Source organism: Riemerella columbipharyngis (genome assembly GCF_900101995.1).
Taxonomy (GTDB): Bacteria; Bacteroidota; Bacteroidia; order Flavobacteriales; family Weeksellaceae; genus Riemerella; species Riemerella columbipharyngis.
The window spans coordinates 35,382-59,475 of the sequence record NZ_FNAS01000015.1 but is presented as its reverse complement, the minus strand read 5'-3'; the positions used below and the strand labels follow the sequence as shown (position 1 = coordinate 59,475).

Sequence of the window (24,094 nt, the reverse complement as noted above, 5' to 3'; positions counted from 1 at the left end):
ATCACAAAAATATTACTTATTTAGGGCTTTAATATTAATACAAAATAGATCTAAAATTTCTCTAAATTTTGCCTCGAAAATTCTTGAATGGGCAATATATACTTGTTTTTTTTCATTGATTAATAGTGATTTACAAAACTATAAATCTTCTTAAGTTATCTTGAATTTTTATTTTAATATATCATTACCTACTTGACAACTTGCGATACTATTTTCATAAGTTTTTCCTTTAGAACCCTACGAATGTTCTTATTTTCATCAACAATATACCCCCTTTTAAGTAGCCAATGAAAAAAAATCAGCCGTCTAAATTTTATTGATAAAAATTTACTTTATACTAATATTTTCAAAATTCCGAAAACCATTCAAGAAATCAGCTAAAAGCATTCGTTTTTTTCCTTGCACTTGAAGTTCAAGAGGATAATAGACACCGTCTCTGGTATAGATTTTCATTTCGCGTTTAGAAATTTCCAATTCTCCGGCAGCCTTGTCGTGTGCAATCCTTTCCCATCTCCCCTTAAAAATCTTGAGGATTTTCTCCTCATCGCCTATTCTAAATATAATATAAGCTGCGGGATAAGGAGACATTCCCCTTATAAAATTATGAATACTCTGGCTATCTTTATTCCAATCAATTTGTGTGTCTTCTTTGAATATTTTATATGCATTTTTAGGATGATCTACATAAGGCTGTGGCTTCTCTTCTATACTCCCTTCGGACAAGCCGTCCAATGTTTTCACTACCAGCTCTCCCCCTATATGCATTAGTTTGTCGTGAAGTTCACCTGCATTTTCATCTTCCGAGATTTCTATTTCTTTTTGTAACAAAATATTACCTTCGTCTATCTTTTCATTAATAAAAAATGTGGTAACGCCTGTTTTGGTCTCTCCATTGATGATGGCAAAGTTAATAGGTGCCGCACCTCTATAATCCGGCAACAAAGAGGCGTGCAGATTGAATGTCCCCAACTTAGGAATTTCAAAAAGAACTTTTGGCATCATTCTAAAAGCAACCACTACAAAAATATCTGCATCAATGGCTTTAACGGTATCAAGAAACTCAGGATTTCTAAGTTTTTCCGGCTGAAACACAGGTAAATTATGTTCTACAGCATATTGTTTAACCGGCGATTGATTTACCTTCTGCCCCCTTCCACTCGCCTTATCCGCTACCGTAACGACTGCCGCTACTTCGTGAGACGATTTATGTATATCTTCTAATATATGCCTTGCAAATTCCGGTGTTCCAAAAAATATAACTCTTAAAGGTTTCATAAATTTATTGTATAAGTTTTATAATTAAGCATTTTGATTTTCTTGGCATCTAAAAGTATTTTCAAATGATCTAAAATTTTAGTCTTAGAGAGATAATTTATCATCACAGCGAGTTCATCTAATGTACAAGGTTTTTCTTTTAGCAGATTCACAATCACCATAAAATCATCATCTCCAAAGATCCCCTTAACACCACTACTTTCACAATAAGAGCATTTTCCACAGCTTTGAGTCGTTTTTTCGCCAAAGTAAGACAAAATCATTTTCATTTTGCAATAATCTTCATTTTGAATATAAAACTTCATATCTTCCCACTTCTGCACTTTATTTTTCTGAATTTCAAAAAATACTCGCCACCACTTTCCAGCCATACTTTTATCATCTCTGGGAGTCAAAAATTTTATGCTGGAACCATATCCGTCAATATACTCCAAATAATCTTTCTTCTGCAAATCCAGTAATCGCTCCTTTAGGGCAGAAATATTTGTTCCTAATTTTTGAGATAAAATTTCATTAGAAAAATAAACCTTTCGATGAGAAAATCCCGGAAGACATCTCAACAGCTCTTCTAAAAAATAAGTATCCTTTAGGGCTAATGTTTCCACTTCTTCATAACTTAGTTTTAGCTTTAATGTAGATTTTGTTTTAACATTATTATAATATATAATTTCCTGATTGTGAAGAAAATTAAGTATATTTTTGATCATAGAGAGAGGTGTTTTGGATTGTCTTTGCAATCTATTAACATCAAACTGAAAAGTATAATTACTTTGCTCCAAATCCGCCACCTGAAACATTGAATAAAGGCAGGTTACTACATTTTTGAAAACATTACGATTGGGAATCTGGTATTGTAACATCTGATCAAAACTATCTAATTCTACCTCGTTCCAAAGTAAAAAAGTATAAGCTAAGCCCCCGTCTCTTCCCGCTCTTCCTATCTCTTGATAATAGCTTTCTATAGACCTCGGAGGCGAATAATGAATCACAAAGCGAACATTATTTTTATCTATCCCCATTCCAAAAGCATTCGTAGATACAAGTACAAAATTCGGTGAACTCAGCCATCTTTTTTGTCTTTCATTCTTATCAAAAACACTAAGACCTGCGTGATAGTAATCTACATTATCAACCCCTCTTTCTTTAAGATAAACGGTAAGATTTTCTGCATCTTTCCTCGTAGCCGTATAGATAATCCCTGAATATTCCGAATTATTTTTTAGCAAATGATAAATATGTTTACTTTTATCTGAAATTTTTTCGGTATATATTTTCAGATTACTCCGCTGAAAACTTTCTTTGAAAATATTAGCTTTTTTTATTCCCAACCGCTCTTTAATATCCTCTACTACCTTTGGTGTCGCTGTAGCAGTAAGAGCTATGATGGACAAATCCGGATATAATTTCCTAAAACCTAAAATGTTTTGATAACTTGGGCGAAAATCTTGTCCCCACTCAGAAATACAATGAGCCTCATCTACCGCAATGAAAGACAATGCTGTTTCTTCTATTCTGCTCAAAAACACTTCATCCATAAGTCTTTCCGGAGAGACAAACAGTATCTTCACGAGTCCGTCTTTGCATCTCGAAAATATTTCTTCCCTTTCTATATCATCATTTTCAGCACTAATAAAAGCCGCCGGTATCCCTCTACTATTAAGCTGAAAAACTTGGTCTTTCATCAATGCCAATAGTGGTGTAATCACCAATGCTGTTCCTTCTAAAATAACAGCCGGCAATTGATAGCAAAGAGATTTTCCACCGCCAGTAGGCATCAGTGCCAAAGTATCTATTCCCGACAAAATACTAATTATGACATCTTTTTGAGAATTTCTAAAAGCATCATAGCCCCAAAATGTTTTTAAGGTTTTGTCTAATTGTTGTTCTAGATTTGAAAGCATTTGTAAATATAAAAAAAATAAAAATAAAAAAGCTACGAAATATCGTAGCTTTTTATTGGATGAAAAATTCTTGGTTTATTTTGCTTCGAAGTAAACCCTTCTGTTAGCTCTATTTTTCCATGCAGGACACTTAGAAACAGGTCTACATTCAGGATATTTTAAATCATTTTTACCTTTACCTATAGCGTGAAGTCTATCTGCTTTCACTCCATTTTTAACCAAATAGTTTACTACAGAATTAGCTCTTCTTTCGGAAAGTTTTTGGTTGTAAGGTACAGATCCTGCATCATCTGTAGCTCCAATTACATTAAAATTGCTAGTAGATGAATTTATATAATTAACAGCATTATCAAGAATAGTTTTGTTAGATGTTAAAATCTTAGAAGAATCAAAATCAAATTCTATACCTTCTAAATTCATAACAGTTTCTTTTACTGGTGATGCCGGAGCTTCAGATTGTACAGGACAACCGTGGTTTTCAACAGGTCCTGGTACTGTAACACATTGATCATAAAGATCTATTACTCCATCCAAATCAGTATCAAGAGCTACACCTGCACCATCTACTCTTGCTCCCGTAGGAGTATCTAACTGTCTGTCCCAATCATCGCAAACGCCATCATCATCTTTATCTCCATTTTTACAAACTTTCACATCAACAGTATTATCTGCTAAAATATCTAATTTACTGTAAATATTTTGCAATGGATCATACCACATAACATTTGTTTCGTGCTTGCCTAATTTAAATGTCAAACCTAATGTAGCATTGAAGAAATCATCTGAATTTTGTTCTTCTCTTTCATTTACTACACTATATTGATCGCCTCCACCATCAAATTCATCGTCTCCTGTTACTACATACATTAACCTTCCTTCAAGATCCAATCTATTAGATATTTTATACTTAAGCCCTGTACCAGCTTGTCCAAACATAGAGCGGAAAGTAAATGGCTTAATTTCTGTCATCAATTTTTGTGCTCCACCATTGTGAGCCAAGTAAGCACGATACGCCAAGGTTCCAACACCTGCATACCCATGTAATGCCCATCTATAAGGAGATTTGTTATCTACTCTTCTTAATAAATTTGAGAAGTTAACATCTCCTAAAATAGAGATAGCATCATATTGTGTTCTAGCCGCGTATCCTCTTCCTGAATGATCTTTTGTATTGTAAAAACCTTGTCTAGTTTCTCCTCTATCGTATTGTAATTTCAAACCAAATGCGTGCGTAATCGCCTTATCTAAACTTAGGTAAGAAGAATAACCAAATACATTTTTACCATTTCCGTTTTTAATTGAAGTCAAATCTGCGGATTGCACCAACGGTACACCTCCACCTATAGAAACAGACCAATCATTAAATCTTCTAGTATCATTATTAAAAGGGTGGATGTCTGCAGATCCTGAAGAAAAGGTATTAGGATACTTATCTGAATGTGATACTGTAGAATCCTGTGCACTTAACGCTAAAGGTAGCGATAAAGCAAAAGCTAAAGTTGCAATTTGTAATTTCATTATTTTTAATTTTATCTATTTTTAATCTTTAATTTTATAGAATTATAAACTTAATCTACCGTTTATTACCTATTTATAGGGCATCCATCATTTTCTTTCAACCCAGGAACTGTTACACATTTATCATATAAATCTATAACACCATCCAAATCCATATCTAAAGCTACTCCAGATCCATCTACTCTAGCTCCTGCCGGAGTATCAAGCTGTCTATCCCAATCATCACAAACGCTATCATTATCTTTATCTCCACTTTGACAAACATCCAAATCTATAGATTTTTTGCTTAACAACATTGCTCTATATCCAATATTTTGCAATGGATCAAACCATGTCAAATGAGGATCGTGTTTACCCAGTTTGAATGTAAGACCTAAATTAATTGTAAAATAGTTATCTGAAGAATTTTTCACTATTTGATTATATGGATAATCTGTATAATCTTGCTTAAGCATCGAAGTAGTCCAGCCTCCTCCATCAAACTCATCATCTCCTGTCATAATATACATGGCTCTAGCTTCTATATCTACTAACTTAGAAATTTTATATTTCAAGCCTACACCTCCTTGATAAAAGAAAGAAGCAATATCAAGGTTTTGATTTACAGTATCTGGATTATTCCATCTTCTAGAATCGTCTTTCAAATAAGCATCATAACCTTCTAAACCAATCCCTGCATATCCGTGTAACGCCCATCTGTAAGGAGATCTATTATCTACTCTTCTTAATAAATTTGAAAAATTAATATCTCCTAAAACCGATATTTGTTTATACTTAGTCCAAGCAACACCTACTCCCCAGCTAGGTTTATACATCCCTTTCTGGTTCGTTTGACCTTGCTGATACTGCAAACTTACCCCAAATGAATGAGTAATTTGCTTATCTAAACTTACATAAGCATTCCACCCCCAATTTACTTTATTACCATAAAAAGATGTAAGGTCGGCTGATTGCATAAGTGCAGTACCTCCTCCCACAGAAATACTCCAGTCATTAAATACTCTACTTTTGTTATCAAACTTATGAATATCACTAGATTCCGAACTAAATGTATTAGGATATTCATGGTTAGAATTTACTTTTAGATTATCTTGGGAATATATTGCAATAGGTAATGCAAATAACGCCAATAAACTCAATTTCATATATTATTATTTTTTAAATTTTACTTTTCAAATCTTCTAAAAGCTCTTTCGAAAAAGATCTTTCATAAGTATGTTTAGAATGGGGAAGCTCTAGCCTATTGCTCTTAAAGACCAAATCCCCCAGATTAACTATATCTATATCAATAATTCGATCCTGATACTCTCCCCAGAAAATGGAATCTTTCGTCCGTCCCATCATTTTCTCTATATCCTTAATCTTTTCTAGCAACCCATGAGGAGACAATACCGTTTTAATTGAAACCGCAATATTACAAAAATAATTATTACTGACAAATTCCACGGGCTTTGTTTTTAAAAAAAATGTTTTTTTTTCAATTTTTCCTATTTTTTTTTCTATCAAAGAAATAGCTATTTCTATATTTTTCTTTCTATCTCCAATGTTACTTCCAAGTAACAAAACGGCATTCCTCTTAGACATATTGTATGTAACTATTCAAAATTTATATTATGCGAAGCTTTTTCAAATTTGTTTTAGCAACCATCGTGGGTATATTTATCACGACATTTCTATTCTTTATTTTATTTTTTGCTACTATTTCTATCATTGGATTTTCTTCCGATAAGAATGATACAAATATAAAGAAAAATTCTATCCTCACCATTGGGTCTAAAATTTCCATTATAGAAAACCCAAATGAAGATAATGAAAACTTTTTTGATCTTTCATCATTGAAAAACAATAAACAAGCAGTAAATATCCAAGATGTAATAAATGCCATTAACGAAGCTAAAAATGATAACAATATCAAAGGTCTAAGTATTGAAACAGACAACATCTCTGCCGGCATTACCCAGATAGATGACCTCAGAAATGCAATTTTAGACTTCAAAAAAAGCGGAAAGTTTGTTTACGCATACGGCAACATCGTTTCTCAAAACGCCTATTTGTTAGGAAGTGTGGCAGACAAATATTTCTTAAATCCCGCTGGAAGCATTGACCTTAAAGGAATGGCTTCAGAAGTGGTCTTTATGAAAGATTTTGCAGATAAATATGGCATTGGAATACATGTGATCCGTCACGGAAAATTCAAAGCTGCAGTAGAACCTTTCTTGAGAAACAATATCTCAGACGAAAACAAGGAACAGCTTTCCACCCTATTAAACGACATATGGGGAAATGCTTCAAAAAAAATGGCGACTGCGAGAGGTATAGACAGCTTAAGTTTTCAAAAAGCAACAGACAGTTTATACGGAATGATTCCGGACAACTGCATAGAATATAAACTAGCGGACCAACTATTACAAAAATCTCAATATAACGATTTCATTAAAAATAAACTTAAAATTTCAAATGATGACGACCTCAACAAAGTGTCTATTTCAGATTATATCGATTCTATCGACAAAGACAATGCCGATGATGAAGTCGCTGTACTCTACGCCTCCGGAGAAATAAAAAACGGTGATGAACTTAATGGCATTTCGAGCAAAAGGTACATTAAATATATCCAAGACTTAAAAAACAACGACGATGTAAAAGCCGTAGTACTTAGAGTAAATTCACCCGGAGGAGATGCAAATGCCGCCGATGAAATTCTTTTTGAACTACAACAATTAAAACTTAAAAAACCTCTTATTATATCTTTTGGAGATTACGCAGCTTCGGGAGGATATTATATCTCAATGGCAGGACAAAAGATTTTTGCAGAGCCCAATTGTGTTACTGGTTCCATAGGGGTTTTCGGAACAATATTCGATGCAAAAGAATTAGCCAATAGGAACGGCATACGCTCTGATGTCGTAGAGACAAATGCAAATGCCCAGACAGGCTCTCTTATAGCAGGAATACCCAACAGCACCCTCGCCATTGTACAAAAGAGTGTAGAAAAAACTTACAAAAGGTTCGTTTATTTCGTAACCCAAAACAGACATAAAACATTCGAGCAAATAGATGCTGTAGCAGGCGGTAGGGTATGGTCCGGAAAAAGAGCTAAAGAAATAGGTCTTGTAGATGATTTAGGTTCTCTAAATGATGCCATAAAATATGCTGCAAAACAAGCTCATCTAAAAAATTATAGCGTAACCTCTTATCCTGAAAAATCAAGTCCCTTTAAAGAATTTTTCAATGATACTGAAGATAGCGGTTTAGATTCTTACCTTATGAAACTGAAACTCGGGGATAAATATCAACTCTACAAAACTTTCTTAGATTTCAATAATAACAATCAACACATTTTTATGAAATCTAATATCAAAGTTAATTTCTAATTCCTTATTAAAGTATATTTCAAAAAGAAGCCGTATCAAAATTGATACGGCTTCTTTTTTTACAAATTATTCTTTTTAATCTTGCTGTGGTTTCTCTTGTCTTGGTGGTTTTGGCAAGAGTACTTTTCTGGAAAGTTTCATTTTCTTGCGATTATCATAGCCCATAAACTTCACTTCTACTTCGTCTCCTTCTTTGTATGGTACAGTATCCGTTCTTTTCCAGTCTATCTCCGAGATATGAAGTAATCCCTCTGTTCCTTTTGCCAATTGTACAAAAGCGCCAAAGTCCACTACTTTCACTACTTTCCCTTTATAGACTTCTCCTACAATCGGGATAAAAGTAATCTCGTTAATCTGAGCTATAGCGGCATTGATTTTCTCTCTATCGGTTCCGGAAATTTCTATATATCCTATTTCTCCTTTCTCTTCGATAGTGATAACGGTATCCGTATCCTTCTGCATCTGCTGTATCACTTTACCACCAGGTCCTATTACCGCCCCTATGAAATCTTTAGGAATCTCCATCATTACCATTTTCGGTGCGTGAGGTTTCACATCTGCCCTTGGTGCATCTAATGTTTTAAGCATCTCTCCAAGGATATGAAGTCTTCCTTTCCTTGCCTGCATTAGTGCTTTCTCCATAATATCCATAGTAAGCCCTTGGATTTTGATATCCATTTGACAAGCCGTGATACCATCTTCGGTACCCGTTACTTTGAAATCCATATCGCCAAGGTGGTCTTCATCTCCTAAAATATCGGAAAGAACTGTCCATTTCCCGGATTTTTTATCTGTAATCAGCCCCATTGCAATACCGGAAACAGGTTTTCTCATCTGAACACCGGCATCCATTAACGCTAAAGTACCTGCACACACCGTTGCCATAGAAGATGAACCATTAGACTCCAAAATATCTGATACCACACGAATAGTGTAAGGATTTTCCTCCGGAATCATCACTTTCAAAGCCCTCTGTGCCAAGTTCCCGTGTCCTATCTCTCTACGAGAAGTCCCTCTAAGCGGACGAGCCTCTCCGGTAGAAAACGGTGGGAAGTTGTAATGCAAAAAGAATCTCTCATCATGCTGCGTAATTACGCTATCTATCCTATTGGCATCCATTAAGGAACCAAGTGTTACCGTAGTAAGAGACTGTGTTTCTCCTCTTGTAAATATAGCCGAGCCGTGTGCTGCCGGTAAGTAATCTACCTCGCTCCATATCGGACGAATTTGTTCATTATTTCTACCGTCAAGACGGATATTTTCATTAAGGATAAGCTGTCTTACTGCTTCTTTTTGCACATCGTGGAAGTAGATTTTTGCCAATGTTTCTTTTTCCTCTAATTCCTCTTCGGTATATCTAGACAAAAATTCATCTACTACAGCTGCAAACTTCTCTGCCCTCTCTTCCTTAGCACTCGGGGTTTTTGCAATATCAAAGTATTTCTGATAACCATATTCCCAAATTTCTTTTCTAAGTTCCTCATCGTGGGTTTCGTGGCAGTATTCTCTTTTAGGGAATGCTTTTCCTGTTTTCTGGGCAAGCCGTTCTTGTGCCTCTACTTGAGCTTTTATCTCTTCGTGTGCAAAAGCGATGGCTTCCAGCATTTCTTGTTCGGAAATCTCATCCATTTCTCCTTCTACCATTACCACAGAGTCTTTGGAAGCCCCAACCATAATATCGAGCTCTACGCCCTCTTGTAGTGTTTCCCAGCTTGGGTTAATGCTTAGTACGCCGTCTTTTTTTATTACTCTTACCTCCGAAAAAGGTCCGTTAAACGGAATATCCGTGATGCTAACCGCAGCCGATGCCGCAAGTCCCGCCAACGAATCCGGCATTACCTTGCCATCATAGGAAATAAGGGATATCATCACCTGAACCTCTGCGTGGAAATCTTCAGGGAAAAGCGGACGCATTACACGATCCACCAATCTCATTGTAAGAACTTCGTCATCAGATGGTTTTGCTTCTCTTCTAAAAAAATTGCCCGGAACCTTACCTGCGGAACCGAACTTTTCTCTATAATCCACAGTAAGTGGTAAAAAATCTACTCCAGGATTTGCTTCCTTAGCCGCAACTACAGTGGCGAGAAGCATTGTTCCTCCCATTTTTACAACTACAGCGCCGTCAGCTTGTTTGGCTAACCTTCCTGTTTCAATGGTAATCTCTCTGCCGTCTTTCAGCAGAATTTTTTCGGTGATTGCTTGTGGTGCATTCATAAAATTAAATGTTTTTTAGCCAAAGCCTTAGTGCTATGGCGCGTCTGCGTAACTTCTTTAGGCAGATAATGATTAATACTCTTTTAAATATCGGCACAAAGGTAGTGTTTTTTTCGATAGAAAACAGAGTCCCCTCTACAAATTATTTTGTTAGAATACATAAGGTATAGAATAAAAAAAACTCTGACAATCTTTTTTTGAGAAAAACATAGGGTAGCGTTCTCTATACATCATACCCAGATTGGGTTTATCATTATTTAGACCTTTTTTTTAAGTATAGGATAGCGACCATAGCATTGCTGTGCTACATACTACGCATCGGACAACCCTCTTGAAACAGGGGGTACTCTATCCTCCGGAGGACTAGAGCTTACAGTGGTAAAACCTACTTACCCCATTACCCAAAGAATTTTAGAGAAAATTTTTAATTATAATGAGGAAAAGCATTAAAATAAAAACATTATCAAAAATAGAAGAGCTACTTTTTGGGTAGCTCTTTTCTATTAAAAATATTACCAATATTATTTGGGGGCTTGTATTTTTGGAAGGTGAAGTCTTGGCAAATATTTGTCAAACTCTTGCTCGTCTATTTGTACCAACCTTGCTCTTCCCACCACAAATCCTAAATTATAATCTAACCTTATAAAATACTTCTGTTGAGGAACTAAATCTAAGTTCAGTACATCTTTATTTTCTGTAGTTGCTACAATACTTAGTGGTTTAGCCTCTGTTTCCCAACAGAGATAACTGCCATGCCCTAAGCGCCCTACCAATTTATCATCTTGATAGATTTTAGATTTTATTGCCGCTGCCCAAATCACATTAGGTCTTACCACACAGATTGTAGCGTTCCCCTCCTGAATAGTATCATCTTTTTCTTTGAAAGCCACATATTGTGATGTAGATGAACAAGATAACCCATTAATTAAAATAAGAAATAAAATAACTCTTTTTAAGTAGATAAGCAATTTCTATCTGATTAAAATTTATATCCTACCCCTATTTGAAAAGCACGGTTTTTCACAGTAACATCATCAATATCATCATTATCTACTATATTAGTTAGTCCTAAATTATATCTTGCATCAATAAAAATACCTTGCCGTAAATTATATTCTGCACCAACCAATAAACCTACATCAGGCTTAACTTTAGAATCCATTTTTTCCCAAGAGCCTCTATTAATTCGACTTTCTACATCCAAGATAAAGCCCAAATAACCACCACCGTTAAACATTAAACCTTCAACAATTTGATATTTAAGCAGAATAGGAACATTAAGTTGGTGTATTCTAACCTCTCCATTTTCTATCGTCCTAATAGTTTGATAAGTATTAGGAATTCTTTCATAACTACTTAAACTTTGCTTAGCACCATTTTGTACATAGTTGAGTTCTATTTGACCAAATAGATTATCAGATGCTGCAGATAGAGGAAACTCAGCTAAAGCTCCCGCATAAAATCCAGTTCTACCACTTATTCCTTCTGTAACATCTCCATGAAATCGTGCAGTCGAAAAGTTAACTCCAGCTTTGATACCAAATCGAACATTTTGAGAGAAACCAAAAGTGGTAGCCATTACCACCATTGCGCTTGTTAAGATTTTTTTCATTGTATAATATTTTATTTTTTATAAGGCAAAATTACATATGGTACCTCCATTTTCATTATATCCGATTACTAACTCAAGAAAAATATTACTAAAATCAATTTTTATTTTTAATTTTGACGAAAATAAAGATTATGACACTCGGTGAAAAACTTAGACAAGCAAGAATAAACAAAAACTATTCTCAAGAATACATGGCTGAAGTTTTAGAAATATCTCAAAAAACTTATTCCAATTTTGAAAACGATAAAACATCTCCCAACTTTTCTCAGATAGAAAAAATATCTACTACTTTGGAAGTAAGTATTCTTGATTTTTTAACCGATAATAAACCTTCTTTTAACTATAGCATAAGCGGGGGAAACAACAATAACGGCTATGTCGTCAATCAAATACCTGAAAAACTTATAGAACAATACGAACTTCGTATAAAAAAATTAGAAGAAGAGAACAAGTATCTAAAATCAGTTCTTGATCGTATGATAAAGTAATACATACATTGTATTTTGCTAATAATAAATATTATTTATTTTTTAAATTACCTCTAACTCATATTCTTTAAAGCTAAACCAATAGTATAAGAAAGTTAAAAAAATCACAACACATTCACCTCCCGCTCCAGAGTAATGCGGAACTGCTTTTCTATACTTCGGATAAGCTCTTCCGAAAAATCGTAGATTTCTTTACCGGTGGCTTTACCCGTAGCATTGATAATCACCAATGCCTGCTTCTGATGGGTGGCTACATTTCCTATCTGCTTACCCTTCCAGCCTGCGGTCTCAATAAGCCAACCGGCAGGCACCTTTACTCCGGAAGCGGTTTCGTAGCCCGGCATATTGGGATAGCGTGCATTTAGTTCTTGAAAATGAGCCTTATCTATAACGGGATTTTTGAAAAAACTTCCGGCATTACCCGTGATTTTCGGATAGGGCAATTTGGATTGCCTTATAGACACTACCGCCTGAGATACCTCCTGAATAGTGGGCTCCGTAATTCCTTTCTTCGTCAATTCTTTCTTTATGGCTCCATAATCGGTTTTTATATCGTGATGCCTTTTGCTCAGCCTAAATGTAACGGATAAAATAACATATTTGCCTTTGCCCTCCCGCTTAAAAAAAGAGTCTCGATAGCCAAATGCACATTGCTCTCTATTAAAGGTTTCTATCTGATGGGTTTTAAGATTGAGTGCTTCGCAAGACTCAAAATGATCCTTAATCTCCACGCCATAAGCTCCGATATTTTGTACCGGCGAAGTGCCTACATTCCCGGGGATAAGTGAAAGGTTCTCTAATCCGCCATAATTTTTCTCCAAATTATACAATACAAACTGATGCCAATTCTCCCCTGCCTGAGCCGTAACCAAAACAGTATCTTCATCAATACTATTTTCTGTAATTCCTTTTAGATTAAGCGAGATGACCAATCCCTCAAAGTCTTGTGTGAAAAGAATGTTGCTCCCTCCCCCCAAAAACAAAACCGGCAAACCTGCTGCTTCGGGGGCATTGAGCACTTGTTTCAGTTCCTCCACGGAAGATACTTCTGCAAAATACCTCGCTACAACATCTACTCCGAAAGTATTGCGAGCGCTTAGATTATAATTAGAAATTAGTTCCATTTGAAATTTAGGTTGTATTTGCGTATATTATTTATTCTGATATTCTGCCAATGCATTTTTCAAGATTTCCACGCTTCTTCTTAAATCCTCTTCTTTCAGCACATACGCCATACGCACTTGGTGTTTGCCCAATTCCGGATTAGAATAAAATCCGCCTGCCGGTGCTACCATTATCGTTTCTTGGTTGTGATGATAAGACTCCAACAGCCACTGCGCAAATTTTTCCGCATCATCTACCGGAAGCTCCACCATACAATAGAAAGCTCCCTTCGGCATAGGACAACGCACTCCCGGAATTTCATTGAGTAATTTTACCAATAAATTTCTCCGCTTAGTATATTCTTCTCTTACCGAAGTGATATAGGCTTCGTCATCTTGATGCGCTTTCGCTGCGATAATCTGACCGATAAGTACAGGGCTAAGTCTTGCTTGCGCAAATTTCATCGCTGCATCTTTGATGAGTTTTGAACGGGTTACCATAAAACCTATACGCACACCGCACATAGAGTAGCGCTTAGACTCTGAGTCTATAACGATACAATGCTCTGACAATTTCGGAAAAGACAGCATAGAACACTGCTTCTCACCATCATAAACATATTCTCTGTAAACCTCGTCCGAGATAATTACAATATCGTGTTTCAGGGCAATATCTGCCAATTTTCTCAGTTCTTCTTTGGTATAAAGATACCCTGTAGGGTTCCCCGGATTACAGATAAGAATTGCTTTGGTTTTATCGGTTATTTTTTCCTCAAAAGCCTCTATGCTCGGCAATGCAAAGCCTGTTTCTATAGAAGACGGTATCGCCACCACATTCACTTTGATATGGCGGGAAAAGCCGTTGTAATTCGCATAATAAGGCTCTGGCACAATGATTTCGTCGCCCTCGTCGCAAAGTGTGGACAATGCAAAATTAAGGGCTTCCGAACCGCCATTGGTAACGATGAAATTATCTACCGTAATATCCTTAAAACCAAGCCCCTGATAATATTTTTCTAATGCTTTACGATAATCCAAATTACCCTCGGAAAGCGCGTATTCCAATACCTTTAGATGAATATTTTTCAGTTCCTCCAAAGCCGCTTTGGGCGTTTCTATATCGGGCTGCCCGATATTGAGGTGATACACTTTTATTCCTTTTTGTTTTGCCGCCAATGCATATGGCACTAATTTTCGAATAGGCGACGCAGGCATTTTCAATGCTCTCTGAGATATATTTGGCATTTCTACTTTTTTTAATCCTACAAAAATACATTTTTTTTTGAGAGCGCAGAATAGGAATTACACCAATGCCCCATATCTATTCTGTAATCTCTATCAAATTCCCCTCTATCCCAAAAATACAGCTTCCACAACAACCTTAAATATCGGATTTTTCAAAAACTTACAAATAAGTTTTTACTAAATATCTTTAGGCTAAAAATTTCTATTTATCCAACAAATGATTTTTCAGCCATTGGGAAACAGATTCGTAGGTGGCGATGCAGTCATTTAGCAAGGATTTGTTTTGTGTCTTCACAGGATTCTCTTTGTAATAGAGCTTAAACTGTGGCGGCAAATCCGATTCTTTCAATTCCAATGCATACTGCTTTACTTGCTTCACCGGTGAAATAATGGTGAGCGTATCGTTCTTTATTAATCCTAAATCTTGATAGGTGGCAATATACGCTCTTGGTTTATAGTTGTTGCCAAAGACATCCTCACCCATAAATTTAGATTGATAACTAAAATTCATCAAGCCCATAACGGTAGGCATCAAATCCATCTGAGACATCAGCCCTGTAAATTGCTGCGGCTCTATGAAATCTTGAGAATAAATAATCGCCGGAATTCTATACTTATCCATCGGAAGTTCCGTTTTCCCTGCACTTGATGCACAGTGGTCCGCCACAATCACAAAAATGGTATTCTTAAACCAAGGCTCCTTTTCTGCCATTGCAAAAAATTGTTTCAGAGCGTAGTCTGTATATTTTACTCCTCCGTCTCTTGATTTGGCATCTCCGGGAATATCTATTTTTCCGTTGGGATAAGTAAATGGGCGGTGGTTGCTTACCGTCATCCAATGGTTAAAGAATGGCTTGCCGGTTTTGTATTCTTCGTTCATCACTTGAATGGCCTTTTTTGCCATATCTTCGTCACAAACACCCCATACATTGGCAAAAGTAATCTCATCAGGACGGAAACTATCCCTATCCACTATACCGTAGCCATTCCCCTCGAAAAAGTCTTTCATATTATCAAAATAGCTGTAGCCACCATAGAGGAATTTCACTTGGTATCCCTTAGCCTTGAAAATGCTTCCGGTACTGAATTTATTTTTGTTGTCTTCTCTTTTGATAATACTTTCTCCCGGTGTAGGCGGAATGCAGAGCGTAAGGGCCTCGAGCCCCCTCACCGTACGGTTTCCCGTAGCATAAAAATTAGTACAAAATAAAGATTTATCCGCTAAGCTGTCCAAAAACGGGGTAATGCCGTTCGTATTGCCAAAATGCCTCATATACTCGGCAGAAAGACTTTCCACAGAGATAAGAACGACATTTTTATGCACCTCCTCTCCCCTGCCTTGCACCGGTTTTAGAATAGACGGCGGATTGAATTGTTTTAGATAAAGAGCTTCAGCCTCCTTCACCGGCAGTGTAGAGTAGAATTTGAAAAAGTCCAATTCATTATGGGTAAAGGCATAATAAAATTTATAAAACCCATTAGACTGTATCTCCAGCACAAAGTTGTCTTCTGCTTTGAAATCTTCAGTTTTTGGTATTACCAAAAGACTTATCCCACATATTACTACGAAAACACCTACCAATACTATCTTTTGAAAGATATTGGGTATCTCCACCAGACAATCTTTGGTCTTTCTAAAAATCCAAATGCTAAGAAGAAGTGCTATCGCAAAAATACCAAGGAACAAAGGAATTACAGGATAACTTTCCATAATATTTCCAATCACTTCATTGGTATAAATAAGGTAATCTACGGCAATGAAATTATACCTTACTCCAAATTCGTTCCAAAAGAAATACTCGCTTACACCATTGAAAATGATTAAAAGCACATAGAGAAAAATAGTGAAAAAATAATAGCCATTCCTTATTTTCAAACGATATTTCGGAAGGAAAAGCATCAGTGCAAACGCAAGGGTTTTCAATCCTACAAATATCATCACAACATCGTTCAGTCCTCCACCGTACTGTTTGAATATATTATTCGGAACAAGCCATACATAGAGAAACGCCACAACTAAAATACCTAAAATAATTCCTCCCCAAGGCTTCTCGAACTTTCTATTGGAATAAGTGAGAAAGTAAAGTGCCAAAAATAAACTCGCTAAAATAAAAATAGGAATATCCGCTAAAGTCCCTTTCAATAGAATACCTACAGCCTCAAAAAAAGTAAAATGCGTGGTCGTAATAGGATGAAAGAAAAACACAAGTCTCAGAAATACGGATAGACTAAGATATACCCCCGCGAGATAAAAGTAAGGTTTTATTTTATTGAAATACATAAACTCTTTTTTATAATTTATTTTTCAGAGCAGCCATTCTAAGTGCCGTAGCAGCCGCTTCTATACCCTTATTTCCTAATACTCCTCCACTCCTTGCGATGGACTGTTCTTTTTTATCATCCGTCAAAAGGCAAAAAACAGCCGGCGTATCTGTATCCGTATTACATCGGGTAATGCCCTCTGTAACACCTTGACAAACAAAATCAAAATGAGAAGTCTCTCCACGAATGACACAGCCTATGGCAATTACAGCATCATATTTCCCTTTCTTACAAAGCTGCATAGACGCAAAGCTAAGCTCAAAAGCTCCAGGCACATAGTGTACCTTGATATTTTCTTCTTTCACGCCCTCTTTTTTCAAAGTTTCTACTGCCCCGTCGCGGAGGTTGAAAGTTACAAAATCATTCCACTCAGAAACAACAATACCGATGTGAAATTCATCGGCATTGGAAATATTGAGCGGCTTATAATCTGAAAGATTAACTGTTGCCATAATCTATTTTTATTATTTAAAGTATTTCACCATTTCTATATAAGCGTCTGAAGCTCCTGCATCAAAATCTTGATATTCGTCTTCTATTTTTTCAAAATACTTTTTAGCATCACTGTTTTTTTTCAGAGCAATTGCCATCAGCCCTGCTTTTCTAGTAAAATAATACATCGTAAAAGGATCATCAGATACGGAAGTCGCTTTATCATAGAGCTTCATAGCATCGTCTCCTTTATTAAGATTTGCCATACAATCTCCCATTGCTCCATATTTAAGAGCCATTAAAATCTTATTGTCCGAGCTAAAAGCATCCAACAAATCATAGGCCTGCTGATACTTCCCCTCATTAAATTTAATAATTCCAGCACTGTAAGCCGATAATTTACCGGCAGCCGTACCTTTGTATTCTTGATAAGTTCCAATGAACCCCGGATTAGCGGCAGATTTTCCGCCTAATGCTTTCGCATCATCGCCTAAAGCTAAGTTTTTCTGAGCGGCAAGATACCCCAGAGTCGCTTTATCATTACGAGGAACCATTACAAACTGTTGATACGCAAAATATCCCAAAACAGCCAAAACTAAAATCAAAAATACGGCAGTCAACTGCTTAGCATATTTTTCGATAAATTTTTCGGATTTTAGTGCAGACTCATCTAAGTCGTGGAATACTTCTACGGTCTCCTTTCCTTCTTTTATTTGTTTCTTGGTAAGATGCGTACTATCGTTATATTTATTAGACATTTTCAAAAATTTATTAGTCCGCAAATTTAGTTTTTTATTCGTTTATATACAAACTTAATTTTATTCTTAGTACTACTAATCTTTAATATTCTATAATTTTGTATATCTCGGCACCGAAATGCTCCAATTTTTTCTCTCCATAAAGTTCCTTTAGCCCAATGAGAAAACTAAACTGTGCCACCTTAGCCCCTTGTTTTTCTACTAATTTTGCAGCGGCCTCGGTAGTTCCTCCTGTCGCCAGTAAGTCGTCGTGGATAAGCACTCTATCTCCTTTTTTGATTTGCCCTTCCCTCATTTCAATTTCCGCCGAGCCATACTCCAAATCGTATTTTTCGGAAACGAATGGTGGCGGTAGTTTTCCTTTCTTTCTAATCAACATAAAAGGAACATCGAGTTTCAATGCAATCGCAATCCCAAAAAGAAATCCCCTGCTCTCTATACCGCAGACTGCATCTACTTTCCCTTTACTGAAAGCCGCCAAATCCTCTATCACTTCCTCATAAAGAGAGGGATAAAGAAATATAGGACTGATATCTTTGAATTGTATTCCCGGTTTTGGAAAATCCGGAATATTCTGTATTGTGCTGTGTAGCTTTTCTACAAGTTCTTTTGATGCCATTTTTTTATTGTTTTTGAGATGAAATAATATCGTAGCTAACTATTTTCCAACCATTATCAGTGGTATTCAGACCATAATTAACGCTTACCACAATACTATTATCGTTTTTATCAGTTACATTGTACACTGCATTTACCGTAGCAGAATTACCATCAATATTTTTAGTGCTAATATTTTTCACTTTAATGCTTTTAACCGCACCAAATCCTGATGCTGAATTTGAAAAATAGCCATAATCTCCCCAAGCCGGATTGTCAGACAGACTGTACGCTGCTTTTAGATTTTGTGTATCCAGATATTTTAAGAATTTTTGAATCGTCGCTTTCGGATCGCCCACATTATGCGTTAGTTCTAAATCCTGACTTTGTTTAGCATCGTTCGCCCTAACGGTATCCAATGACACTGGCTCTTCAGCCTCTTCGCTATCTGTATTTTGTTTTAGAGCATTGGGATTTATCTTTACTCCTGAAATTTCCTTAGTGAAAATATTTTGAGCCGTTTTCACGCTTACCTTTATATCCATCTGATTGTCCACTATTCTGTCTGATACCAAAGACGAGAATCTCAACCTAATACCTTGAAAATGATTGTCTTTCATTAAACTTTTCGCAGTGTAAATAATCGATCCTCCGCTATATACATCCATAGAAGCTTCTAATGCCGCATTCGAAAAATTAACATCATTTCCTTTATCATCTACCAATCTTGGAACGACAAGAACAGCCTTCGACCCCGATAAACTATCCGCATCTATAGGCTTTAGCTTAACACTGAGTGCATAGGCCGGTACATCATTTGGATCTATTTCGGTAGGTTCTTGGCTTTTAAAAATATTCATTTGCCCTAATGATGGTGGTTCTGTACTATCCCAATCTATATTATTTTGCTTTGCAACTTCATCTGCCAATTGGAAAATTTCATTTACATTCTTACCATTGATTTTTTTAGCAAGATTATTCAACTTTTCAATATCATTTTTTCCTGAAACTCCAAAAGACTTCAACAAATAAAGAGCTTCATTGAATTTAATTTGTTTTATCGTCGGAAGAGAAGTCGTCATATCATTGATACTGGACTGAAAGTGCTTGATATCAGAGCCGTCCACTTTGTCTTTTTTACAGCCTAATAATGTAAGCAACAATAATAATGGTAAAAACTTAATTGCTTTCATTGTTATAATCTTTAGTGCAAAAATAAAAAAATCCCGACAAAAAATCGGAATTTAATAAATATTGTTAATTCACATCTTAAAAACTTAGAATGGATATTCGTAAATTTCAGATTCGTGTAAAAATGGATTCCCTTTTGGAATAAGTTGCATTTTGGATAAATTGGTCATTACCACGAAGATAAATAACCCCATCACAAACAAAATAGAACCGAAAACTAATAAGAAATTAGATGGCGTTTTCCAATATGGTCCTACAGTACCAGGGTATACCATTACAAAGTAATCCATAATGTGTCCAATGATAACAATAACTGCCACAGTGGTTACCACTTTATAGTTTCTCTTAATATTACTACTTACTAATACCAATAGAGGAATCAAGAAGTTAAGTATCAACATTGGCAAAAATACCGGTGAATAGTAATCAAATCTTCCAAGGAAATAATTCACCTCTTCAGGGATGTCTGCATACCAATAAAGCATAAATTGAGCAAACCATGTATAGGTCCAAAGCATACTTGTAGCGAATAGGAATACTCCTAAATCGTGTAAGTGGTTATCATTGAACTGAGGCAACACTCCTATTTTTTTCATATAAACAGAAATCAATACTATCACAGCTATACCACTAGATAAACAGCTCACCATAGAATACCAAATATACATAGTAGAGTACCAGTGAGGATCAATAGACATAAGCCAATCCCACGCCCATGATGCTGATGCAAATCCGAAAAATGCGATATAGCCTACACTCCATCTGTAAAGCATCTGATAGTCATCTTTTGATTTTGTTCTATCCACTTTTTTAGAAGTTACTCTGAGCTTCCAAGCAAGAAGAGAAGCACCTACTACAAATATTATCGTTCTAATAACATAAAAAGGAATATTTAAGTAAAGTTTTTTCTCAAAAAGCAGAACATCAAAATGCTGCGATTTAGGATCTGTAAGTTCCGGATCCATCCAATGAAACAAGTGGCCGTGATGTGTTACATTCAAAATAGTAGTGACAAGAAGAATAGCTCCGCCAAAAGGTATATAAGTGCCTATGGCTTCCATTATTCTCGTAATGATAATAGACCATCCTGCGTGCGAAGCATGCTGAATACAATAAAAGAACATTACACAGCAACTTAATCCAAATAAAAATACAGCTATGAAATGAATAGCAGCCAAAGGCTGATTCTGAAACTGCATAGTAGCATGCTCCAAATGTGCCGAATGGTCCTGAGGACCTACAAGTTCACTGGAATTAGATGGATTATTATGCCCATGTGCGTGAACTGTCGTCATCATATGTGCTATATGCTCTTGATCTACCCCCCGATTTAGGAAATATCCGATGCCAAAAAGCACCAATCCCAAAACGATAAATACGATTGAGTAAGTTCTTAATTTTGGTGAAAAAGTATACATTTTTACTCTTTTTATTTTTTAGTATTATCTTCTGTTTTATTATCTGATACTGTAGAATTATCAACTGGTACAGCTGTTTCGCTAGTTATTTTTTCTGTACCATTATCTCCTTTAAAAGCAGACATTACATACATAGCAATCCTCCAACGATCTGCCGGAAGCAACTGCCCTGCATAGGATCCCATCATATTACGACCATTTACGATAACATAATGTACTGTTCCCAAGGAAAATTCTCTATCTTTATAATTTGGTACTCCGGAAAAAGCACCGCTTTTCACTATCGGACCTTGTCCATCTCCGTCTAAACCATGGCATGCCGCACAAGTAATCTCAAATAGATGCTTTCCTCTTTCTAAATCTTTTTCTCTGTTTTTAGGGTCAAGAGGAGACACCGTTACACTTTTGGAGGCTTCATACCCTGCATTATATTCATCTACAGAAATAGACAAAGGTGAATTGGCTTCTACCAAACCTGATACTGTTCTGGGAACTGTTCCCACCACTGGTGTAAGTGCCGTAGCTCCATCGTTTTTAACAAATATCGGAATTGTATTCTCGTGATCAGAATAAGGATCATCCGCTTGTTGCAAAGGATCGTAAGCAACCGGAAAATACATATCAGGAAAATATACTGAAGGCGGATTTTCTTTTGGTCCGCAAGAATTCAAAACAATTGCTGTTAAACCAAAGATACCTGTTAATTTGACAATATTACTTTTTATTTTCATTTTAAGCATCTTTTACAGTTATTTCTTCTACTCCTGTATCTATAAGGAGCTGTTTAATAGTCTCTATATCTGAAGAAACAAATTCCATTAAAAATTTGTCATCAGTAGTTCTTGGGTCCGGATTTTGTGGTTTAGCACCAGGATACATTTTGTTCCTATAAAGAAATGTTAGAGACATTAAATGTGCTGAACAGAATACCATCAATTCAAACATTGGCACTACAAAAGCCGGCATATTATGTGCCCAATCAAATGCTGGTTTACCACCAATATTCTGTGGCCAGTCATGATTCATAAAATACCAAGTAGCCAACGCACCTATGGTTACGCCATAAAGAGCGTAAATAAATGCGGCATCGGAAATCCTTGTTTTTCTAAGCCCTAAAGCTTTATCCAAACCGTGAACAGGAAAAGGGGTATAAACCTCTGCTATTTCAATTCCTTTTTCTCTGAACGCCTTCACGCCGTGCATCAAATCATCGTCATCGCCATAAAGACCGTATATTCTTTTAGTGGTGCTCATCTCCTTCTTTTGCTTTATAAGTTTCACCTGATATTTTCAAAATACTCTTTAACTCTGCTTGCGCTATTACAGGGAATGTTCTAGCGTACAAGAGGAATAATACCGAAAAGAATCCTATTGTCCCTAAATACACTCCGACATCCATAATAGTAGGCTTAAACATCGTCCAAGAACTTGGCAAGTAATCTCTTGACAAGTTGATTACTATAATATCAAAACGTTCAAACCACATTCCAATATTAATAATCAAAGCAACTATGAAAGTCCAAATTATATTTGTTCTTAGCTTTTTGAACCAGAATGATGCAGGCACTACAAGGTTGCAAATAATCAATGCCCAGAAAGCCCACCAATAGGGTCCTGTAGCTGCACCTGGAGAAAGATAAGTAAAGTCTTCAAACCTAGAACCAGAATACCACCCGATAAAATACTCCACTGCGTAAGCCACCGTTACCATACCTCCCGTAATGATAATTACAATATTCATAATTTCAATATGGTACATTGTAATATATTGTTCTAAATGACAAACCTTTCTTGCTACCAAAAGCAGTGTCTGAACCATTGCAAATCCTGAGAATACCGCACCTGCTACGAAGTATGGAGGATAGATGGTAGAGTGCCATCCTTTGATAACCGAAGTAGAGAAGTCAAATGATACAGTGGTGTGTACAGAGAATACCAATGGTGTAGCCAAACCAGCCAATACCAACGAAACCTCCTCAAACCTTTGCCAGTGTTTTGCTTTTCCTCCCCATCCGAATGCCAAGATGGTGTATATCTTTTTAGTAAAAGGTGTTTTTGCTCTATCTCTAATCATTGCGAAGTCAGGAATAAGTCCGATAAACCAGAATACTACTGACACCGAGAAATAGGTAGAAATAGCGAATACATCCCATAATAACGGAGAGTTGAAGTTAGGCCAAAGAGAAGCAAACTGGTTAGGTATAGGAAACACCCAATATCCTACCCAAACTCTACCCATGTGAATCACAGGGAATATGGCCGCCTGCACTACCGCAAATATAGTCATCGCTTCCGCAGAACGGTTTACAGACATTCTCCATCTTTGTCTAAATAAAAGGAGTACCGCCGAGATAAGCGTTCCTGCGTGACCAATACCTACCCACCATACGAAATTGGTAATATCCCAACCCCAGTTGATAGTCCTATTGAGCCCCCAGGCACCAATTCCCGTCCCAATGGTATAAGCAATACATCCAAAACCATAGACGAATAATACTAAGGCTGCATAAAGCGATGCCCACCATAATTTACCTGCCCTTTCTTCGATAGGTCTTACAATATCTTCAGTGATATCGTGATAAGTCTTGTGACCAATAATTAAAGGTTCCCTAATCGGAGCTTCGTAATGTCCTGACATTTTTT

21 protein-coding genes and 1 pseudogene are annotated in these 24,094 nt (G+C 36.3%); 3 read left to right on the top strand and 19 right to left on the bottom strand.

Going from position 1 to position 24,094, the window contains the following annotated elements:
- Positions 1-327: 327 nt before the first annotated feature.
- From fmt to folK, 5 genes are all read right to left on the bottom strand, one after another.
- Positions 328-1,275, bottom strand: a complete 948-nt coding sequence (gene fmt, locus BLS89_RS08265) for a methionyl-tRNA formyltransferase (protein WP_092737396.1) — start codon at positions 1,273-1,275, stop codon at positions 328-330.
- Positions 1,272-3,176 (bottom strand): RecQ family ATP-dependent DNA helicase, encoded by a 1,905-nt coding sequence (locus BLS89_RS08260; RefSeq protein WP_092737394.1) that lies wholly within the window; start codon positions 3,174-3,176, stop codon positions 1,272-1,274. Before BLS89_RS08260 ends, fmt begins: the two co-directional genes overlap by 4 nt.
- Before the next feature lie 75 nt (positions 3,177-3,251).
- The gene (locus BLS89_RS08255) at positions 3,252-4,694 is read right to left on the bottom strand and encodes an OmpA family protein (RefSeq protein ID WP_092737392.1); all 1,443 of its coding nucleotides are present in this window, start codon (positions 4,692-4,694) and stop codon (positions 3,252-3,254) included.
- 65 nt (positions 4,695-4,759) lie between these two features.
- Positions 4,760-5,839 carry a flagellar motor protein MotB gene (locus BLS89_RS08250; protein ID WP_092737390.1) on the bottom strand — a complete coding sequence of 360 codons (1,080 nt, stop codon included), beginning with the start codon at positions 5,837-5,839 and terminating at the stop codon, positions 4,760-4,762.
- A gap of 13 nt (positions 5,840-5,852) precedes the next feature.
- Complete coding sequence (gene folK, locus BLS89_RS08245; RefSeq protein ID WP_092737388.1) at positions 5,853-6,278, bottom strand: 2-amino-4-hydroxy-6-hydroxymethyldihydropteridine diphosphokinase; 426 nt, start codon at positions 6,276-6,278, stop codon at positions 5,853-5,855.
- Positions 6,279-6,307: 29 nt separating this feature from the next.
- On the opposite strand from folK, the gene sppA reads away from it, so the two are divergent.
- Positions 6,308-8,068, top strand: a complete 1,761-nt coding sequence (sppA, locus tag BLS89_RS08240; protein WP_092737386.1) for a signal peptide peptidase SppA — start codon at positions 6,308-6,310, stop codon at positions 8,066-8,068.
- 75 nt (positions 8,069-8,143) lie between these two features.
- Here the strand turns inward: sppA and BLS89_RS08235 are convergent, their stop codons facing one another.
- Positions 8,144-10,285 (bottom strand): polyribonucleotide nucleotidyltransferase, encoded by a 2,142-nt coding sequence (locus tag BLS89_RS08235; RefSeq protein WP_092737384.1) that lies wholly within the window; start codon positions 10,283-10,285, stop codon positions 8,144-8,146.
- 300 nt (positions 10,286-10,585) lie between these two features.
- Here BLS89_RS08235 and BLS89_RS11350 point away from each other — a divergent pair.
- Positions 10,586-10,735 (top strand): annotated as a pseudogene (locus tag BLS89_RS11350) (DUF6909 family protein); the annotation flags it as partial.
- A 71-nt stretch (positions 10,736-10,806) separates the two neighbouring features.
- Here the strand turns inward: BLS89_RS11350 and BLS89_RS08230 are convergent.
- A complete protein-coding gene (locus BLS89_RS08230; RefSeq protein WP_092737382.1) occupies positions 10,807-11,175 on the bottom strand; it encodes a hypothetical protein in 369 nt (122 codons plus the stop codon).
- Positions 11,176-11,264: 89 nt separating this feature from the next.
- Positions 11,265-11,897 carry a porin family protein gene (locus tag BLS89_RS08225; protein WP_092737380.1) on the bottom strand — a complete coding sequence of 211 codons (633 nt, stop codon included), beginning with the start codon at positions 11,895-11,897 and terminating at the stop codon, positions 11,265-11,267.
- 131 nt (positions 11,898-12,028) lie between these two features.
- Here BLS89_RS08225 and BLS89_RS08220 point away from each other — a divergent pair, with 131 nt between their 5' ends.
- Positions 12,029-12,385: a helix-turn-helix domain-containing protein gene (locus BLS89_RS08220; protein WP_092737378.1), complete on the top strand. Its 357-nt coding sequence runs from the start codon at positions 12,029-12,031 to the stop codon at positions 12,383-12,385.
- A 104-nt stretch (positions 12,386-12,489) separates the two neighbouring features.
- On the opposite strand, the gene murB is transcribed toward BLS89_RS08220, so the two are convergent.
- From murB to nrfD, 11 genes are all read right to left on the bottom strand, one after another.
- Positions 12,490-13,509 (bottom strand): UDP-N-acetylmuramate dehydrogenase, encoded by a 1,020-nt coding sequence (gene murB / locus BLS89_RS08215; protein WP_092737376.1) that lies wholly within the window; start codon positions 13,507-13,509, stop codon positions 12,490-12,492.
- A gap of 27 nt (positions 13,510-13,536) precedes the next feature.
- Entirely contained in the window at positions 13,537-14,733 is a 1,197-nt protein-coding gene (locus tag BLS89_RS08210) for a pyridoxal phosphate-dependent aminotransferase (RefSeq protein WP_092737374.1), read from the bottom strand.
- A gap of 202 nt (positions 14,734-14,935) precedes the next feature.
- A complete protein-coding gene (locus tag BLS89_RS08205) occupies positions 14,936-17,014 on the bottom strand; it encodes an LTA synthase family protein (RefSeq protein ID WP_092737372.1) in 2,079 nt (692 codons plus the stop codon).
- A gap of 10 nt (positions 17,015-17,024) precedes the next feature.
- Complete coding sequence (ribH, locus tag BLS89_RS08200) at positions 17,025-17,507, bottom strand: 6,7-dimethyl-8-ribityllumazine synthase (RefSeq protein WP_092737370.1); 483 nt, start codon at positions 17,505-17,507, stop codon at positions 17,025-17,027.
- 12 nt (positions 17,508-17,519) lie between these two features.
- The gene (locus BLS89_RS08195; protein WP_092737369.1) at positions 17,520-18,245 is read right to left on the bottom strand and encodes a YfgM family protein; all 726 of its coding nucleotides are present in this window, start codon (positions 18,243-18,245) and stop codon (positions 17,520-17,522) included.
- 82 nt (positions 18,246-18,327) lie between these two features.
- Positions 18,328-18,864 (bottom strand): adenine phosphoribosyltransferase, encoded by a 537-nt coding sequence (locus tag BLS89_RS08190; protein ID WP_092737367.1) that lies wholly within the window; start codon positions 18,862-18,864, stop codon positions 18,328-18,330.
- Between the two features lie 4 nt (positions 18,865-18,868).
- A complete protein-coding gene (locus BLS89_RS08185) occupies positions 18,869-20,035 on the bottom strand; it encodes a DUF6694 family lipoprotein (RefSeq protein ID WP_092737365.1) in 1,167 nt (388 codons plus the stop codon).
- An 84-nt stretch (positions 20,036-20,119) separates the two neighbouring features.
- On the bottom strand, positions 20,120-21,451 hold the full coding sequence (locus BLS89_RS08180) for a quinol:cytochrome C oxidoreductase (RefSeq protein ID WP_092737363.1): 1,332 nt from the start codon (positions 21,449-21,451) through the stop codon (positions 20,120-20,122).
- Between the two features lie 11 nt (positions 21,452-21,462).
- Complete coding sequence (locus BLS89_RS08175) at positions 21,463-22,182, bottom strand: c-type cytochrome (RefSeq protein WP_092737402.1); 720 nt, start codon at positions 22,180-22,182, stop codon at positions 21,463-21,465.
- A gap of 1 nt (position 22,183) precedes the next feature.
- Positions 22,184-22,705 (bottom strand): DUF3341 domain-containing protein, encoded by a 522-nt coding sequence (locus tag BLS89_RS08170; protein ID WP_092737361.1) that lies wholly within the window; start codon positions 22,703-22,705, stop codon positions 22,184-22,186.
- A complete protein-coding gene (nrfD, locus tag BLS89_RS08165; protein WP_092737360.1) occupies positions 22,692-24,089 on the bottom strand; it encodes an NrfD/PsrC family molybdoenzyme membrane anchor subunit in 1,398 nt (465 codons plus the stop codon). The genes BLS89_RS08170 and nrfD overlap by 14 nt, the downstream gene beginning before the upstream one ends.
- Positions 24,090-24,094 lie beyond the last annotated feature (5 nt).

Coding starts and splice junctions, on each gene's coding strand:
- BLS89_RS08210 (WP_092737374.1), bottom strand. CDS start 14,733: ATGCCAAATATATCTCAGAGAGCATTGAAAATGCCTGCGTCGCCTATT.
- BLS89_RS08255 (WP_092737392.1), bottom strand. CDS start 4,694: ATGAAATTACAAATTGCAACTTTAGCTTTTGCTTTATCGCTACCTTTA.
- BLS89_RS08190 (WP_092737367.1), bottom strand. CDS start 18,864: ATGGCATCAAAAGAACTTGTAGAAAAGCTACACAGCACAATACAGAAT.
- BLS89_RS08225 (WP_092737380.1), bottom strand. CDS start 11,897: ATGAAAAAAATCTTAACAAGCGCAATGGTGGTAATGGCTACCACTTTT.
- BLS89_RS08185 (WP_092737365.1), bottom strand. CDS start 20,035: ATGAAAGCAATTAAGTTTTTACCATTATTATTGTTGCTTACATTATTA.
- BLS89_RS08235 (WP_092737384.1), bottom strand. CDS start 10,285: ATGAATGCACCACAAGCAATCACCGAAAAAATTCTGCTGAAAGACGGC.
- nrfD (WP_092737360.1), bottom strand. CDS start 24,089: ATGTCAGGACATTACGAAGCTCCGATTAGGGAACCTTTAATTATTGGT.
- BLS89_RS08195 (WP_092737369.1), bottom strand. CDS start 18,245: ATGTCTAATAAATATAACGATAGTACGCATCTTACCAAGAAACAAATA.
- BLS89_RS08175 (WP_092737402.1), bottom strand. CDS start 22,182: ATGAAAATAAAAAGTAATATTGTCAAATTAACAGGTATCTTTGGTTTA.
- sppA (WP_092737386.1), top strand. CDS start 6,308: ATGCGAAGCTTTTTCAAATTTGTTTTAGCAACCATCGTGGGTATATTT.
- BLS89_RS08260 (WP_092737394.1), bottom strand. CDS start 3,176: ATGCTTTCAAATCTAGAACAACAATTAGACAAAACCTTAAAAACATTT.
- BLS89_RS08250 (WP_092737390.1), bottom strand. CDS start 5,839: ATGAAATTGAGTTTATTGGCGTTATTTGCATTACCTATTGCAATATAT.
- BLS89_RS08180 (WP_092737363.1), bottom strand. CDS start 21,451: ATGTATACTTTTTCACCAAAATTAAGAACTTACTCAATCGTATTTATC.
- BLS89_RS08205 (WP_092737372.1), bottom strand. CDS start 17,014: ATGTATTTCAATAAAATAAAACCTTACTTTTATCTCGCGGGGGTATAT.
- BLS89_RS08220 (WP_092737378.1), top strand. CDS start 12,029: ATGACACTCGGTGAAAAACTTAGACAAGCAAGAATAAACAAAAACTAT.
- murB (WP_092737376.1), bottom strand. CDS start 13,509: ATGGAACTAATTTCTAATTATAATCTAAGCGCTCGCAATACTTTCGGA.
- BLS89_RS08170 (WP_092737361.1), bottom strand. CDS start 22,705: ATGAGCACCACTAAAAGAATATACGGTCTTTATGGCGATGACGATGAT.
- folK (WP_092737388.1), bottom strand. CDS start 6,278: ATGTCTAAGAGGAATGCCGTTTTGTTACTTGGAAGTAACATTGGAGAT.
- fmt (WP_092737396.1), bottom strand. CDS start 1,275: ATGAAACCTTTAAGAGTTATATTTTTTGGAACACCGGAATTTGCAAGG.
- ribH (WP_092737370.1), bottom strand. CDS start 17,507: ATGGCAACAGTTAATCTTTCAGATTATAAGCCGCTCAATATTTCCAAT.